This is a genomic window from Paenibacillus helianthi (assembly GCF_001909055.1).
In the GTDB taxonomy this organism is placed as follows: domain Bacteria; phylum Bacillota; class Bacilli; order Paenibacillales; family Paenibacillaceae; genus Paenibacillus_AQ; species Paenibacillus_AQ helianthi.
Window position 1 is genome coordinate 109,611 of record NZ_LVWI01000034.1, and the last position, 17,472, is coordinate 127,082.

At 49.8% G+C, this 17,472-nt stretch carries 13 protein-coding genes; 10 read left to right on the top strand and 3 right to left on the bottom strand.

Annotated features, from left to right (window positions below; genetic code table 11):
- Window positions 1-30: 30 nt before the first annotated feature.
- Window positions 31-867 (bottom strand): carbohydrate ABC transporter permease, encoded by an 837-nt coding sequence (locus tag A3844_RS10115; RefSeq protein ID WP_074107326.1) that lies wholly within the window; start codon window positions 865-867, stop codon window positions 31-33.
- Window positions 867-1,757, bottom strand: a complete 891-nt coding sequence (locus A3844_RS10120) for a carbohydrate ABC transporter permease (protein ID WP_074107327.1) — start codon at window positions 1,755-1,757, stop codon at window positions 867-869. Before A3844_RS10120 ends, A3844_RS10115 begins: the two co-directional genes overlap by 1 nt.
- A 226-nt stretch (window positions 1,758-1,983) precedes the next feature.
- Between A3844_RS10120 and A3844_RS10125 the strand changes: the two genes are divergently transcribed.
- The 5 genes from A3844_RS10125 (at window position 1,984) to A3844_RS10145 (ending at window position 10,009) form a co-directional block, all read left to right on the top strand.
- Window positions 1,984-3,813, top strand: a complete 1,830-nt coding sequence (locus A3844_RS10125) for a sensor histidine kinase (RefSeq protein WP_244169743.1) — start codon at window positions 1,984-1,986, stop codon at window positions 3,811-3,813.
- Window positions 3,806-5,452, top strand: a complete 1,647-nt coding sequence (locus tag A3844_RS10130; protein WP_074107329.1) for a response regulator transcription factor — start codon at window positions 3,806-3,808, stop codon at window positions 5,450-5,452. The genes A3844_RS10125 and A3844_RS10130 overlap by 8 nt, the downstream gene beginning before the upstream one ends.
- 124 nt (window positions 5,453-5,576) lie before the next feature.
- Window positions 5,577-6,908 carry an ABC transporter substrate-binding protein gene (locus A3844_RS10135; RefSeq protein WP_074083949.1) on the top strand — a complete coding sequence of 444 codons (1,332 nt, stop codon included), beginning with the start codon at window positions 5,577-5,579 and terminating at the stop codon, window positions 6,906-6,908.
- 367 nt (window positions 6,909-7,275) lie between these two features.
- Window positions 7,276-9,372, top strand: a complete 2,097-nt coding sequence (locus tag A3844_RS10140; RefSeq protein ID WP_074107330.1) for a glycoside hydrolase family 36 protein — start codon at window positions 7,276-7,278, stop codon at window positions 9,370-9,372.
- 379 nt (window positions 9,373-9,751) lie between these two features.
- Window positions 9,752-10,009: an AbrB/MazE/SpoVT family DNA-binding domain-containing protein gene (locus tag A3844_RS10145; RefSeq protein ID WP_042211697.1), complete on the top strand. Its 258-nt coding sequence runs from the start codon at window positions 9,752-9,754 to the stop codon at window positions 10,007-10,009.
- A gap of 137 nt (window positions 10,010-10,146) precedes the next feature.
- On the opposite strand, the gene A3844_RS10150 is transcribed toward A3844_RS10145, so the two are convergent.
- Window positions 10,147-10,677, bottom strand: a complete 531-nt coding sequence (locus A3844_RS10150) for a PadR family transcriptional regulator (protein ID WP_074107331.1) — start codon at window positions 10,675-10,677, stop codon at window positions 10,147-10,149.
- Between the two features lie 213 nt (window positions 10,678-10,890).
- Between A3844_RS10150 and A3844_RS10155 the strand changes: the two genes are divergently transcribed.
- The 5 genes from A3844_RS10155 to A3844_RS10175 all read left to right on the top strand — a co-directional run bounded on the left by A3844_RS10155 (window position 10,891) and on the right by A3844_RS10175 (window position 17,464).
- On the top strand, window positions 10,891-11,574 hold the full coding sequence (locus tag A3844_RS10155) for an HAD hydrolase-like protein (RefSeq protein WP_074083952.1): 684 nt from the start codon (window positions 10,891-10,893) through the stop codon (window positions 11,572-11,574).
- 334 nt (window positions 11,575-11,908) lie between these two features.
- Entirely contained in the window at window positions 11,909-15,028 is a 3,120-nt protein-coding gene (locus tag A3844_RS10160; RefSeq protein WP_074107332.1) for an efflux RND transporter permease subunit, read from the top strand.
- Window positions 15,029-15,073: 45 nt separating this feature from the next.
- Window positions 15,074-16,366: a bifunctional DedA family/phosphatase PAP2 family protein gene (locus A3844_RS10165; protein ID WP_074107333.1), complete on the top strand. Its 1,293-nt coding sequence runs from the start codon at window positions 15,074-15,076 to the stop codon at window positions 16,364-16,366.
- A gap of 82 nt (window positions 16,367-16,448) precedes the next feature.
- On the top strand, window positions 16,449-16,982 hold the full coding sequence (locus A3844_RS10170) for an RNA polymerase sigma factor (RefSeq protein ID WP_074083955.1): 534 nt from the start codon (window positions 16,449-16,451) through the stop codon (window positions 16,980-16,982).
- Window positions 16,979-17,464 carry an anti-sigma factor family protein gene (locus A3844_RS10175; RefSeq protein ID WP_074083956.1) on the top strand — a complete coding sequence of 162 codons (486 nt, stop codon included), beginning with the start codon at window positions 16,979-16,981 and terminating at the stop codon, window positions 17,462-17,464. Before A3844_RS10170 ends, A3844_RS10175 begins: the two co-directional genes overlap by 4 nt.
- Window positions 17,465-17,472 lie beyond the last annotated feature (8 nt).

Consider the following 17,472-nt stretch of genomic DNA (forward strand, 5'->3'; position numbering starts at 1 on the left):
GTCAGCAGCAGCTTCCAGGTTGAATCCGAATCAGCCTTTCACGGCTCCGGCTACAACGCCTTTGACGATATACTTCTGCAGGAAGATGAACACGATGATGGAAGGCAGTACGGCCATTACCATCGCTGTCATCGCATACTGCCAGTCCGAGGTATATTGTCCAACGAAGGTGTAGGCAGCGAGCGTCAGGGTCTTTGTATCCGGTGAACCATTGACCATCAGGAGCGGGAGCAGGAAGTCATTCCAGATCCACATCACGTCAATGATGACGATGGTTGTCGTTACGGATTTCAGCAGCGGGAAGATGACACTGAAGAACAGCCGGAAGCTGGAGGCTCCGTCGATTGTGGCGCTCTCATCGATTTCCAGCGGAATTCCTTTTACAAAACCATGATAGATGAACACAGCCAGCGGTGCGCCGAATCCCCAGTACAGCAGTCCCAGTCCCCAGGTGCTCTCGGAGAGGTTCAGGTTCTTGGCGGTTTGCAGCACGGTCAGCATGATGGACTGGAAAGGGATCAGCATCGGCATGATACATAGGAAGTAGATGATTCCGCTCAGTCTGGATTTGGTCCGTGCCAGCTTATAAGCGGCAATGGATGAGATGAATACGATGCCCAGCAGACCAAGGCCGGTAATCACGAAGTTATTCAGGAACAGTCTCGGATAGTTGATAAACTTCCAGACATACGAGTAGTTGCTGAGCGTCAGATGCTTCGGAAGTGCGATTACGTCGGTCATGACCTCACTGAAGTTTTTTAACGAGTTGATAATGGTCAGGAACAGCGGATACAGGAACAGAAGAGAGAGGATAACCAGAACCACTTCGAGAATGATCCGGCCTGCTCTATTGTTGTTTGTTTTCATTATGCCTCAACCTCTCTTCGTTTGAAGACTGTCAGCTGGATGATCGTCACGACCAGTACAGCCACGAACAGGATAAGCGCTTTCGCTGTTCCGTATCCGTACAGATTATTCTGGAAGGTATCCCGGTAAATATCGTAAGCGATACTGTAGGTAGTTCCTCCGGGACCGCCGCCGGTCAGCGACAGAATCACATCGAACACCTTGATCGAGTTGGTCAGCGCCATAAATACCGAAATCGTTATGGATGGAGCTAGCAGCGGCAGTGTGATGCTGAAGAATCTTCTCATGGCGCCTGCACCGTCAACTGTGGCTGCTTCCTTAAGATCCTCAGGGACAGACTGCAGACCAGCGATATATATTACCAGGTAGAACCCGATGGACTGCCAGATTGAAACGCCCAGAATCGAGATAAATGCCAGCCCCGGCGTTCCCAGCCAGCTCAGTCCGAAGATCGACCAGCCTGTACTGTCACCCAGCGAGTTGAAGCCCTGCATGAAGATGAATTTCCAGATGAAGCCGACGATAACAAGGCTGAGAATGTAAGGGATGAAGAAGGCCGCTCTCAGCCATGAGGTGGACTTCAGCTTCATATCGAGCAGTACGGCCAGCAGTATCGCCAAGACATTGACGATTACGATATAGAGCACTGCATATTTGATCGTGAACCAGGCCGCATTGGAAAAGTTAGTATCGCCGGAGAAGATCATTTTGAAATTGTCCAGGCCGACGAATTTGGGATGTTTGGATATTCCGTTCCATTTCGTCATGGAATACCGGATGGTCATGACAAATGGAATGTAGAACGCAACAGCGATACAGATTAGAACAGGGAGTGTGAACAGCCCAAAGTCTAATTTCTCGCGCCATCTTCTGCCGAGTGTTTTTAACATGGAAGCACCTCTTCTTGATTTATAGGGTGGGAGTCTTGTACTGGCTTGCCACACATAACCATTCCGGTTAGTCTATATTGTGTATTATAGAGCAGACCCCTATACTCAAAAATGGATTTAAGAGTACAGTTAGGGGTAAAAAGGTGAACTGAACATTTCCCCGCAAAGTCCGTGCAAGAAGGAGGAAGGCACCATCAAGAGAACCCTATATAAGCTGTTTGAGCCTTTGCTGGAGCGGATTTCCCGGCGTTTGGCGAACAAGCTGATCCTGCTGTTCACAATCATCATTATTCTGGTTGTGACCTCACTGACGTTCATTTCCTACGGTATGCTGCGCAAAGAATCGGTGAACAGCAGCATTTCCAGCACCCGTAACAACCTGCTTTTGGTGGGGCGTAATCTGGAGAGTTATCTGGACGGGATCAGCCAGCTGTCACTGCCGCAGATCTCCTATGATGAGTTCAACTACGCGATCCTGCATGAATCCGATGACTATGCGTCCAAGATGTATGTAGAGGATTATTTGAAGAATCTATATTTTTCGCGCAATGATCTGGAAGCGATTTACCTGTACGTCATCAAGGAGCACAAATATTATTATGTGACCAAGGAGAACTATAATATTACCGTCCGGGTGGCACCGCATCCGCCGATCGAGAATCTGTCGTGGTACAAGCGTGCGCTGGCCAGCCCCTTCAACCGCTCGTACCAGTCCTTCGTGATGGAGCGGTCGCCTGAGGAGAGTAGTGGCGATTACCCTATCAATACTGAGAAAAGCTTCATGGGCTATCATCGGCTGCTGCGTTCCATTGTGACCCGGGAGCCGCAGGCTGTACTGTCCCTGTATTTCAATTCCAGTGTGACGGATGAGATTATGAAGGATATTCCCTTTAATGAGGGGGAGCATCTGATGTATGTCAGTCCCGACAATCAGCCGTTTGTGGTGGATGACCGTGAATTTGTTCTCAAAAGTGAAAAAGCGGGGCTGCTGGAGAAGCTGACTCCGGCCCAAGGCGGACGTTTGACCTGGTCTGACAGCGGGCAGAAGTATCTGGTCATGTATGACATCAGCCAAAAGGAAGGCTGGAAGCTCATTAAGCCGATTCCCTACAAGCAGATCTATGAAGCGGCGACGACGACGCGTAAACTGAGCTATTCGATTGGTCTGCTCTTTTTGATGGTGTCCGTCATTCTCGTCAGCTTCACTTCCAATAAGATCACCAGTCCCCTGAAGAACCTGTCGCTGCAGATGAAACGCTTCAGTACCGGGAGCTTTGATGCCGAAGCAACCGTGGAGGGCAGTGATGAGATCGCTTACCTGTCACGCCATTTCAACAAGATGGTGGAAAAAACTAATGAGCTGATCAATGAGCGTTATAAAATGAAAATTGTCGAGAAAAACGCTGTGCTCAAGGCACTGGAGGCGGAGATTAATCCGCATTTCCTCTATAATGCGCTGCAGGCCATTTCCACCAAGGCACTCAAAAACAATAATGATGATATTGTCGAGATGGTTGATAATCTGGCACTCACCCTGAGGTACTGCATCAGCGGCAGAGATGTGGTGCAGGCGCGGGAGGAGCTGAAGCATATTGAACGTTATCTGGCCCTGCAAAAAGCCCGCTTCGGCAGCCGCATGCAGGTGGAATACGCCTGGGATGACAGTCTCCTGGAGCTGAGAATTCCCAAGCTGTCGATTCAGACCCTGGTGGAGAACTGTATCAAGCATGCATTGGAGAAGGTATCCAGTACGGTTACTATCCGGATTGAAGCTCATATTACACCCGAATATAGCGTGATCTCTGTACTGGATGACGGACCGGGTATAACGGAAGAGCGGCTGCAGCAGGTAATTAGCACCTTACAGATTCAGTGGGATGACCGCGGCGGAGGCTCAGCAGAAGAAGGGGATGTGGAGAGCATCGGCCTTAAGAATCTGAATACCCGCCTGAAGCTTTTATACGGTGACGAAGCGGGGCTTACTATTGCCAGCAATGAGCACGGAACACAAATGGATATGCGGTTACCGCGGGGAGGGCTGGGACAACATGTATAAAGTTCTGATCATAGACGACGAAGAGCCGCTGCGCGAAGCGATCAATATTCTTGGCGATTGGAAGGGCCTGGGCGTTGACCAGGTGCTTGAGGCAACAGACGGAAAAATGGGGCTGGAAATGCTTCGCGGGCATAAGATTGATCTGGCCCTGGTGGATATGAAGATGCCGGAGCTGAACGGAAGCGAGCTGCTTAGAATCGCTGAAAGTGAATTCCCCGATCTGCTGCTGATTGTAATTAGCGGCTACAACGATTTTGAATACACCCGGCAGGCTATCCGCTCCAAGGTTGTGGATTATCTGCTGAAGCCGGTTAACCGTACGGATCTGAACAGTGCGCTGCGGAAGGCTGTCGATGTGCTCGAGGCCAAACGTAAGAAGGAGAGCGAGTTCATTAACCGTAATATCACACTGAATATGTCCCTTCCGAAGCTGAAGGAGAAGATGTATCTGTCGATCATTGAACGCAGCTTCAAGAACCAGTCCAATGAGGCATTTCTGCCGCTGATCGGCGCGGACAAGCCCGGCAATCATTTCGCTGTAGGCGTTCTTCGGATGCTCAATCTGGAGCAGGTGCGTCATCACCGGTTCCATGAGGACCGGGATTTGCTGCATTTTGCCGTCACTAATGTCATGAGCGAGAACAGTGACGGCCATTTTGAAGCCTTCAGCTTTGCCAGTCCCCGAAGCGAGCGGGAATTCATCGTCATTTTCACCTTGAAAGGCAGCTATGGGGAAGATGCGGCGTTTCTCTCGCTTCATCATATGAAGAAGGCGGTATCCACGCTGAAGGAACTGTTCGGGATGATTTGTGCGAGCGGGCTTGGACAGCCTTACAGTGATTGTCTGGACATTGCGCAGTCCTATGAGCTGGCTACGGCTGCGCTGGATGGGATCGATCTGCTGAGCCTGAAGAGCAGCGTAGTCTCGAATGTGGGATATACGAAACCAGCCGCCAAGGACAGCCCTTCCCTGACAGGGCGGATGCCGCTGATCCGAAGCAGCCTGGAGAGCGGAAATACGGGCCATGCGAAGAGCATCCTCAGCGATTTTACACGCAAATGGAAAACCTCGGAGAAGTTCAGCCTGGGCGAAGCGGACCGGACCATTCAGGAATTTATTATTTTGCTGGGGGATATCGCCCAGGAGCTGAATGCGGTCCCGGAGCGTTTGCTTAGTACAAAGCGCCAAGGGCTGCGGGGGCTTGGGATTGGCAGTGATTTTGCCACCTTTGGAGAGTTCGAGGCCGTGCTTAGCCGAATTCTGGATGTGTATGCCGGAGAAATCAGCCGATCGCTTGCCGGAGACCGGGGCAGTGTGCTGGAAAATATTAAAGCATACATTGATAACCATTATTTCGAGAATATTAAAATATCGATGTTCACGGATAAGTACTTCCTGAGCAGAGAATACTTAATGAAGCTGTTCAAGGGCCAATATGGATATGGCATTCATGAGTATGTGCAAAAGGTGAGAATGGACAAAGCCAAAGATCTGCTGTCGGACCCTGCTCTCAAAATCCAGGATATTTCAGAGAGGCTGGGGTATAAGGACAAGAACTATTTCAGCAAGGCGTTCCGGAATTACTATGAATGTTCACCTTCTGAATTTCGGCTGCTGCTCGCAGAGGGAGAAAAGTGAACCGGTTACATCAGCACACTTTTTTACCCTCATAAGATCACTTATGTACATTCTTATCCTTTTTCTTTTTATTTAAAATAACACCAAGACCACAAGAAACATGAGGAAAAGGGGGCAACACATCATGAAGGTAAAAAGATTTATGGCGCTATCCGCGAGTCTGCTGCTCGCAGGAGGACTGCTGGCCGGCTGTGGCGGGAATAATACCAATAATGCCGCTAACAACACAGGTGCAACCAATGCGCCAGCTAATACGGCTACAGATTCATCTAAGCCTGTCACGATTAATATGTTCACTGCATCTCCTGAATACACTGATGCTTTCAATGCTTACATTGCCGAATACAAAAAGGTAAAGCCGAACGTTACCATTAACCTGGAAATTATGCAGGCCGACTATAATACGGTCCTCAAATCGAAAATTGCCGCAGGCAGCACACCGGACGTCTTCCAGACTACAGCCGGCGGAGATATTGACACTTTTGCTGAATACAGTGCCGATCTGACCAATGAACCGTTGGCAGGCGCGATGACGGATGCGGTCCGCTCCAACATGACCTCCTCAGATGGCAAGGTACTTGGACTTCCGGTCAAAGGCAACCTGTTCGTCCTGATGTACAACAAAAAGCTGCTTGCCGATGCAGGCATTACCGAAGTTCCAAAAACTACAGCCCAGCTGGATGATGCCATCACCAAGCTCGAAGCCAAAAAAATCACCCCTTTTGCCAACGCTTATAAAGAGTGGTGGGTCTGGAAACACATCTTCCAACACTTCGTGGATGCGGCCGCTACGGATGCCGGCATGGATGCCAAGACGCTGGTAGGCAAATTCATCGCCGGAGATACTACCTTCAAGGATCATCCTGTACTGTACAACAACTTCTTCAACTTCATTGACACCACGGTCAAACACGGAACGGACAAGCCGCTGGAACGCGATAGTAATGCAGAAGTCAGTGACTTCGCTCTTGGCAAAGCAGCGTTTATGACGGGTAAAGGCGCATGGGATGAAGAAGCCATCAAAAAGATTACCCCTGACTTTGATCTCGGCATCGCCGGATATCCGGTTAGCGACAAGCCAGAGCAGGCACAGATTATTACCGGTGCTGACCAGGCGCTGCGCATTAACAAGGATTCCGCTGTAGCTAAGGAAACCATTGAATTCTTCAACTGGCTGTATACCTCCGAGTACGGTAAAAACTGGTTCTCCACGGTGGCAAAAGTAATTCCGCCAATCAAGGATGCCCCAATGCCTGACCTGCAAATGCCTAAGGAAATGGTGGAAATCCTTAAAACCGAGAAATCCGGCGACTTGTCGGTTAACTACTCTCTGGATACCTTCCACCAGAAATTCGGCGAGCTGATGCAGGCATACATCGGCGGCAGCAAATCCAAGGATCAGGCCATCGATGAAATTCAAAAAGCCTGGATTCAATTCGGATCGGCTGAACAATAAGATTTGAATCGCTTCCATCCCGGGACGGCTCTTGAAGGTAAGATTTCATTTACCGGATAAGCCGTCTTTTTTATGTAACACAGATTCAAAGACAGGTACTAAGTGAATTGCCGTAACTGCGGGGAATGTTTGGATTTCCGGCCGCTGTTGTCTACAGATTTCCTGATTATACCGCTGTTCGCGGTTGAAATCCGCAGACAAAGGCGGACGCTATCGCTCCTCCAATTCCAAACTTCCCCTCCGTTACTTCTTCACTTTTGCAACAGATCTAAAAATCTTCAGTTACGAATACAAAAGACACCTTATAATTATAGGAGACACAAAACAGGGTAGAGACAACCACATTTGTCAGGAGGCCAAATGATATATGGACAGCAAGCTCATTGAAATTGACGAAAACGGACTTTATCTTACGATTGAAATTACGGAGCAGCAGGATGTCCGGCTGCTGCATTTTGGCGCAGCGCCCTTGCAGGATGGAGTGATTGCGGAGAAGAACAAACCGGGGTTCCGGCTGCTGGAATTACAGCTCTCAGGGGAGGACCGGGATGAGTATCACGGGCGCACGCACCGCGCTTCCTACCCGGGGCTGCGGATGGAATATGCAGGCCATAAGGACAGCGTAAATGCCATTGGCCGTAAGCTGGAGATCGGTCTGGTTGACCCGGTTACCAGAATTAGAGCTGAACAGCATATTCAGTTTTATACCGGCGTACAGACGGTCCGCTGCTGGACGGTGCTGAAGAACGAAGGCACGGAAATGGCCGCTGTTGAATATCTTTCGACTTTTGCGCTTACTGGAGTAGATAAGGAAGGGAGCGGAGACCGTAACGACAAAATAGAGGTCACCCTTGCCCACAGCGGATGGCAGAGTGAGCTGCAATGGCGGACCTACCGCCTGCCGGAGCTGGGCATGTCCCATCTGGCGGACCGTGGCTCCAGGCGTATCGCCGCCAGCAACACCGGCTCCTGGTCGGCAGCAGAACTGCTCCCCATGGCTGTCCTGCACAACAAGGAGAGCGGGACAAGCCTGTTCTGGCAGATTGAGCATAACGGCTCCTGGCACTGGGAGCTGACCGATCAAGTGGACCAGCTCACACTGCTGGTCAGCGGACCGACCGAGCATGACAACCACTGGTGGCTGAAGCTTGAGCCGGGCGAGGAATTCACCTCGGTTCCGGTAGCCGTCGGTGCAGTGCAGGGTGGCTTTCAGGGAGCAGTGGAGCAGCTTACCGCCTACCGGCGCATAATCCGCCGTCCGAATGAGGATAACGAGCTGCTGCGGGTTATTTTCAATGACTATATGAACTGTTTGTGGGGCAGTCCGACGACGGAGAAGCTGTTGCCCCTGATTGATGCCGCCGCCGATGTCGGTTGTGAATATTTCTGCATCGACGCAGGCTGGTATGCCCCGGGAGAATGGTGGGATGGCGTCGGGCAGTGGGAGCCCTCCGCCGAGCGCTTCCCGGAGGGAATTAAATATGTGCTGGATTATATCCGCAGCAAAGGGATGATTCCCGGCCTCTGGCTGGAGCTCGAGGTGATGGGGATCAACAGTCCGAAGCTGGCTGAGACCGATGACAGCTGGTTCTTCATGCGCCATGGCAAACGGGTGAAGGACCGCAGCCGCTATCAGCTGGATTACCGGAGTCCTAAGGTTATTGCGCATGCTGACGGAGTCATCGCCAGATTGGTGGAGCAGTATGGTGTCGGCTATATCAAGATGGACTATAACATCAATGCAGGCATAGGGACGGAGACGGATGCTGACAGCTTCGGCGATGGACTGCTACAGCATAACCGGGCTTATCTGGCCTGGCTGGACAGCATTTTCACCCGTTACCCGGATCTGGTGATCGAGAACTGCTCCAGCGGCGGCATGCGAATGGACTATGCCATGCTCAGCCGGCACAGCATCCAGTCCACCAGCGATCAGGAGGACTATGTGCAGTACGCGGCCATTGCTGCAGGTTCACCGGCAGCAATCACGCCGGAGCAATCGGCCGTCTGGTCCTACCCGCTGCGTGAAGGTGATGATGAAGAGGTCATCTTCAACATGGTCAATGCACTGCTGCTCCGTGTGCACCAGAGCGGACATCTGGCGGAGCTTGAGCCCTGGCGCAGAGAACTGGTGAAGGAAGCCTTGGATTATTACAAATCCTTCCGTGCCTACATCCCGCAGGCGACGCCGTTCTGGCCGCTGGGCCTGCCTGACAGTGAAGGCGAATGGGTCAGCTTGGGGCTGCGCCATGGCGATACACGCTATCTCGCGGTCTGGCGGATTGCCGGAGAAGAAGCAGAGGTTAAGCTTCCGATTCCCGGGCTGCAGGGCCAGGCTGCAGAAGTACGCTGTGCTTATCCGAAGCAGCATCATTCGGAATGGAGCTGGGACAAGCTAGTTGGCGTGCTGACTGTCTCGATCCCGCAGGGCAAGACCGCCCGCCTATTCGAAATTCACGTCTGATACTCTGACATGAACTAATATTATGAAATCCAAATCAGCCCTCCATTAGCAGAGACCGTCTTTCTGCTGATGGAGGTTTTTTGTTTTGTAAACGCGTCTATTTAGTTTTATAAGCGGATATATTAATTTTGTAAAATAAAAAACTGTTTATTGCTATGAATTTTGGAAAAAATAGTGCTTAACCTAATATTTTGTCGAATTCGCTCTAAACTTTGTCGAATATTTTGTCGATATATATCAAAAGATGTAGAAATAAAATTGACAGGAAAGAAGTAGCACTTTACAATGCAGATATAGGTTAATCATTTCTACTATTTAGAAGCTTTGATAGCTTTTAACACCAATGATTATTAAGTGTTATTTCAAGGGAGGATGCATAGTGATGAAAGCAACAGGAATTGTAAGAAAAGTGGATGAACTGGGAAGAATCGTGATTCCAATTGAACTACGCAGAACGATGGGAATTGACATAAAGGACCCGCTCGAGATTTTCGTTGATGGGGAAAAGATCATTCTCAGAAAATATGAGCCTACCTGCATCTTCTCCGGCAGTGCGGAAAACCTCATTAACTTCAAAGGCAAAATGGTCAGCAAAGATGTGCTTGACGAATTGATTGCAAGCTTCGACCACATATAAACCAGTAACCAGCAGCATTACATTTTAGACAAAAGGGACCGCAGGGCGTACACCATAATGGTGGCTTGCCCTACGGTCCCTTTTGATTGGCACAGCAAAAAGACGGCATCCCGCAAGCCCTGTGGCTTTCTCGCAAATCAGCTAGGGGCGGGGCCCTCTCCACTGGATTCCAGCACATGTTCCAGCTTCATTATGAAGGCCTTGTATTGCACCAAACCCAGCTCAATGCACAGCTTCTGGTGGGGACTGAGTTTGCCGTCCAGCTGGTTCATCTTCTGTTCCAGATCGGTGTACATGTCCCGCTTGTTTTGGAGGCCTTCGCGGAGCAACGTATTCATGGTTTCTTCATCCGCCATATCCCCGAAGTAGAGATGCATCAGAAAGTCCGAGCGAAGCACTTCTTTTTCCGCAGGTTGAACCAAATAGCTCCGGAAATGCTCTTTACCTGCCTCTGTGATGGTGTACACATTTTTATCCGGCTTGCCTTCCTGCCGTACGGCTTCCTTAGTAATCAGGTTCAGCCCTTCAAGCTTGCTGAGTGTAGGATAGATGGTGCCAAAGCTGGCATCGAAGAAAAAGGAAAAATACTCCTCGAAATGCCGCTTGATCTCATAGCCTGAATGTGGCTGTTTGCATAGAATTCCGAGTATTACATCTTGTATATTCATGAATATCTGCCGCCCCCCTGTTGGAATCCATTGACGAGGATCTGAATTATATATCAAAACGAAATATAACATATTGATATACTTATCACAAGCTGTACTGGCATGTACATAGACAATACCTTCTGCTATCCTATATTATAGGGTGTAAGATGGAAGCATACTGCCTGCAGAAGGCAGCAACTACTGAACCATAGAGAAGGGTTGGGTCATCTCATGAGTACGAAATTGAAGAAACCGGAAGCGATCATTTTTGATATGGATGGAACGTTGTTTCAGACCGAAAGTTTGCTGTTACCCGCTTATCATAAAATGTTTGATGTTTTGCGGGCAGAGGGGCTATATTCCGGGCCTACTCCACCAGAAGAGCTAATGCTAAGCAGCCTGGGCATGGTGCTGTCACAGATCTGGAAGAATGTGATGCCGGATGCCGATGAGGCTGTTCACCGACGCGCAGATGAGCTGCTGCTGCAACAGGAAATTGAGGGACTTAAGGCAGGCAGCACCCTTCTGTACCCCAAGGTAACCGAGACGCTTACGGCACTGCATGAGCGTGGAGTCAAGCTGTTCGTAGCGAGCAACGGGCTGGAGGATTATATTCACAACGTTGTTGTGGTGCATAAGCTGAAAGAGCTGTTTGAGGGTCTCTACAGTGCAGGCGGACAAGGTACCGCTACCAAAACCGATCTGCTGCGCATCCTGCTGGAGGAACATGGTATTAAAGAAGCCTGGATGGTCGGGGACCGCTCCTCGGATGTGGAGGCCGGCAAAGGCAACGGGCAGACGGTCATCGGCTGCGCCTACGCAGGGTTCGGAGGCCAGGGTGAGCTGAATGGCTCAGATGTCATTATCTCCGCATTCGATGAGCTGATCGGACTTTACGATAACAGCACGGAGTAAGCTAAGTAATCCATCCAGCTGGCAAGACAGTCCAAATAGTCAAAGGCAAATCCACACGGGTGTCATTATCGCCGTATAACCGGCGTTAAGGGCACCCGTGTTGACGTCTAAGGGATATCCCTTCGAATACAGATTTTCGGATAAATCCCGAAATTTCAGCGGTGCAGCGGATTTTGCGTTGTACTCTCAGGAAGGGAGAGGGACACTGCATCTGTACAGTAATCTGATGTACTGGGACAAGGTGCATCCGCGCTGTAAATTTATTTTTTATTGAATGAACAATTCTGCCTATTTCATAGTCTTTTCTCTATATAGACCTGAGAGGAGACTTATAATGAAACGTATCATAGAATCTGTTATGCAGCGCGCGACGATTATTCTGGTTTGCGTCCTGCTCATCTTGGCTTGGGGAGCGGTATCCGCCTATCAAATGCAAAGAGATTATCTCCCCGGCATCAATAACACCACGTTAATGGTATCCCTGCGGGCATCCTCCTACCAGGCAGATCAAGTCAGACGCGATATCACAACCCCTCTGGAGGAAGCCATCCGCAAGACGAATGGACTTACCAATCTGGAGACCACCTCGTACGATGGCGGGCTCTTGATGAATCTGTATTACCCGATGGATTACAATATGGAACAAGCGGAGAATGCGCTAAAACAAGCGTTGAATGATGCAGCCTTGCCGGACGGCGTTAACAAGCCGGTGGTTACCCGCTTGACCTCCAGTACCTTCCCGATTCTGAGCTACAGCCTGACAGCTGCGAGTGGCCAAGTCGATGATCTGACCCTGCAATCCTCCCTGCAAACGGATATTGTTAACCAGTTGAAATCCGTTCCCGGAGTGGCGGATGTGCAGACAGTCGGCGGGGCGAATAAAGGATACGTCGTTGCGCTTCGGATGAAGGATCTGGTGGCTAACGGCATGTCTGTGGACGATTTTAACAAATCTATTCTACTGGATCTCCCCACCCTGCAAGGCAACATTGCCAATGTCAAAGCTTCCTTTCCCATTCGAGTAGAAGGCTGGGATCTCACGGAACAGCAGTTGAACGGCCTGGCGATTAAAAATAAAGATGGGGACAGCGTCCCCTTATCGGCTGTTGCATCAGTATCCCAGTCGCTGACCGATGTCAAAACCGTCTCACGGACCAATGGGAAAGCCAGTGTGCTTATTAATGTCATCAAGACACCTACGGCAACCATCACGGATGTGGCCAAGCATGTGAGAGATCGTGTCTCCGGAATTTCCGCTGTGAAAAACGGTGATGTATCGATGAATTTGCTGACGGACCGTGCGCATGACTTGAACAACTCCCTAAAGGGGCTAATTCGCGAGGGTCTACTGGGCTGCCTGTTCTCCATGCTCTGTGTGCTGTTCTTTTTCCGTAATGTGCGGTCTACTCTTCTGATTGCCGTATCGCTTCCTATTTCGCTGCTGGCTACGGTGGCTGTGCTCAAATGGATGGGCGTTACGCTCAACATCTTGACGGTTTCCGGCCTGATTGTGGCTATGGGACGGATTGTGGACGATGCGATTGTGATTCTGGATAACATCTACCGCCGCGTACAGGAAAATAAAGACAAGCCTGTACTTCATATCTTGGCTTCTGCAGTAGTAGAAATGCTGCCGGCCATATTCGCTTCTACGGCGACTACCGTTGCCGTCTATGTTCCGATTGCCTTGGTTGGCGGCATCATCGGCGCTTCCTATTCAGGCTTTGCCTGGTCCGTAGTCATCGCGCTAGGGGTATCGTTCCTGGTTGCTATGCTGGTCATTCCGTCCTTCGCCTTTATCGGCTGGAGAGAGCCGAAGACCCAGGCGGTCACGCTCGAACCCTTGATGAAGCCATTTCTTATGTCCGCATTGAAGCACAAAAAAACAGTCATCAGCCTCTCACTTCTCCTCTTTGTCGTCGCCGGGCTGTTCGCTGCACGGCTTCCGTTCAGCCTGCTGCCAAGCACGGCCAGCGGTCAGGTAGCGGTCAAAGTGGAGCTGCCGAAAGGAACGCCGCTTTCGGAGGTGGATAAGGAAGTCAAAAAGGTGGAAGATGTTCTCCATAACAACGCCGGGATCGCCTCTTATTCAGCTACCTTCGGTTCTTCGTTCACGCCGCAGGCGGACGATGTATTTGACCAAGGCGGCGGATTTATTCAGCAGCCCAACATAGCCAATCTTTCCATCCAATTAAAAAACGTAAAGGCGGTCGATACGTTCATACCTGCTTTACAATCGGATTTATCCAGCCTGTCTGAACTGGCTGCTATTACGGTAACCAACCAGAACATCGCAGGCGATGATTCGACGATCAAAATCATGCTGATGGGCGCAGATGAGCAAACCCTGGAGAAGGCCGCTGATCAGGTCCGAACCAAACTGGTCGATATCCAGGGACTAAGCGTTTCCGGTAAAACGGATATGACCAATGGCATTCCCAAGTTCGCCATCGTTATGGATCGGGAAAAAGTGCAGCAGGCAGGCATTAAAGAGGCTGATATGAACAACCTGCTGAAACGGTACACGACCAAGGGGAAGGATTTTGATATTATGACATCAACAGGAACAGGTATCATTCCGGTTGACGTATACATCGATCCTGTTCAAACGAAATCTGTCAATGATAAGACATTGCCCGTCTATACACCGGAAGAGGTGCTGGCTTCTCTGTCTGCGGAGACCTTTACCGGCAGGGGCGGTCAAACGTACCGGCTTGATCAATTGGCCTCCATTCAGAAAAGCGATGCGGTGTCGTCCATTCAGGAACGAGACGGTCAGCCTTTCGCTGTGGTGAGTGCGCAGATCATTTCCAGTGACATGAGTAAAGTGTCAGGTACCGTAAATCAGACTTTGAAGGAGCTGCAGCTTCCGGACGGGGTGACCTACTCCCTGGGGGGCATTACCCAGCAAGTCAAGCAGATGATTCTCGAAATGGCTATAGCAGTAGTTGTATCCATACTTCTCGTTCTGCTGATTACCAGCTTTGTCTTCAAGGGCTGGAAAGCACCCTTTGCCGTATTGATCAGCATTCCTCTGGCTTTATCCGGTGTGGTGATCGCCTTGTACGGGGTCCATGGTCAATGGAATCTTGCCGCATTGATTGGGATATTGATGCTTACCGGTATCGTAGTGACCAATGGAATAGTTCTCATTGATAAAATTGAACGCAACCGTAAAGAGGGAATGAGTCTCCGGGACTCGGTTGTTCAGGGAAGCCTGTCACGGGTACGGCCGATTATGATGACAGCAGGCACTACAGTGCTTACCTTGATTCCCCTTGCCTTATCCCATAGCGCCGATACCGTCATTTCACAGGTGCTGGGTATTGTGGTGATCGGCGGGATGGTTACCTCCACACTCAACAGCTATGTGGTCATCCCGATTATCTATGAATGGATGCAGGGCAAAGCGGCCAAGAATGCCGGTCACTCCCTGAATGGAGAAATAGTGTAATTCTATAGCTGTACGTAAACACTATAAAGAAGAGGAGGGGTTTCAATGGGCATAACTACATGGCTTGAGCAGTATGGATATGGCCTGATTTTTATGGCCTTGTTTCTTGAAATGCTTGCCTTGCCTCTTCCGGGTGAAATGATGATGAGCTATACGGGGTTGTTCGTGTATGAAGGAAAACTGAATTTAGTGCTTAGTATGATCTCAGCGAGTGCCGGTGTAACTGCCGGCGTTACACTTTCTTACTGGATCGGCTATAAGCTGGGTCAGCCTTTCCTGCGCAAGTATGGACATCGTGTTCATTTGGGGGAAGAACAGCTGGCAAGAATGAATGTGTGGTTTGAGAAATATGGCGACAAGCTGCTGTTTTTTGCCTATTTCATACCCGGAGTCAGACATATTACAGGATACTTCTGTGGTGCAACCCGTATGCCCTTCCGAAAATATGCGATATATGCCTACTCAGGAGCCATTTTTTGGGTCTGCCTATTCATTTCACTCGGTAGAGTCCTGGGACCCAAATGGGAAATTTATCACCAAAGTGTAAATCGCTATATGATCATTTTTGCGATAGCTTCAGCTTTGCTGACCGTGATGATTTATGTTCTGAAGAAATACAGACAACGAATGCTGGCAGGTTCTATCGTTCTGCTTACTAAGGGCATACATCATTTTCACTCGCTGGGCAAAGTCAGATTCCTGGTGCTGTCTGCGTTTGCAGCCCTTGTCCTGTTTGTTTCCTTGATGCTGGGCTTGATTCAGGACTTCCTGGCCCATGAATTTAATCAATTTGATGAGGTTGCCACTTACATCGTACGATCTCTTTTTGGGCCGGATTGGCACAATCTCATGAATCATCTCACCCAGCTCGGCTCGATCTATCTGTACGGTCCTTTGATTGCCGCCGCCGCTGTCTGGATCGTTGTGGGTGCCAGCGACAAGCTGCTGGAACTTTCTTTTCTGTTCTGGGTCGTCATTGGCGGGGAATGGCTTGACGATGGCTTGCGTCTGCTTTTTCACCGTCCGGGTCCTGTTGCCGCCGGATTCCAACTCTTTAATACCTTCCCCAGTGAAGAGACCTTGACCTCCATCACGGTATGCGGGTTTTCTGCGTTCTTAATCCTCCGGCATTATAAGAATGGACTCGTTCGGGTACTGGTAGTTGCAGCAATAATATTTATCTGTCTCCTGATTGGAGTCAGCCGGATCTATCTTCAAGTACAATTTCCCAGTGACGTGGTCGCTGGCTATGTATTCGGCGGCGTCTGGATCAGTCTGAACGTACTGCTGCTTGAGATCCTCAGGATGCTTCCCGCGAATAAAAGGTTTGCCGCCTGAGGGGAAGGGAATGATTTACGAATCGAATTCAGTTATGGCATGATAGTGACAAAGCTGCCGTTCCGGTAGGAGTTGAACATAAGTGGTAGATGCTGAGCTTTATCATATTATCCACGGAGCCAAGGACGGGAATCAGGAAGCTTTCGCTGAGCTTGTCCGCCGTTACAAGGGTCATGTTTATCGTTATGCGGTAGGGATGTTAAACAGTCGGATGGATGCTGAGGATGTCTCCCAGGAGGCATTTGTCAAAGCTTTTTATTCCTTGTCCGGCTTGGATAATGAATATGCGTTCTCATCGTGGATGATGACCATTGTATCTAACCTGTGCAAGGATCGGCTGAAAAAGAGAAATAAAGAGCAGGACTTCAGAGATGAGCCCGATGAGTGTATAGCAGATTCAAGCGTATCCGACCCGCTTGCCAAGTTGTCTGTAGAGGAGAGCTTGGCCAGGCTGTCCGTTGATCACCGGGAGGTCATCCTGTTACATGATGTACAAGGTTACCAGTATGAAGAAATCGCCAAGCTGCTGAATGTTCCCATCGGGACGGTTAAGTCCAGATTATTCACGGCACGGATGTCATTGCGTAAAGAATTAGCAAAGGAGGACCAGGAATGACCTACCATTTGGAGGATCAGCTGTCAGCTTACATGGATGGTGAATTAACTGTAGAGGAGAGACAACAGGTCGAATCCCATCTGGAAAGCTGCGAGTCCTGTCAGGTCCTGTTGGAAGAATTATTATCGGTACAGAGTACCGTCATCCATGCATTCGGGAGGATTCAAGAACCGGAGGATCTGGAAATACGGGTATTACAGGCGCTCTCAGACAAAAAGGAACGGGCAACAGCAGAAAAGGGCTGGCTTTTAGTTCCGCTTGCAGCTTTCGTTTCCCTTGTTATTCTCTGGTTCGCCGCCGGTGCTATATTCGCAAAAGTGCTGCATGGATTCTTGAAATTAATGATCGCCTTGGTATATATGGGGTCGCATCTCCTGTCGGGCGTGCCTGTCTTATCCGGATTGACGGTTCTACTGTCCTTACTTATCATTACGGCTTCTGTATACTCACTGCGGCGCCTGCTTCAAACGTCAACCAGTTGAAAGGGATG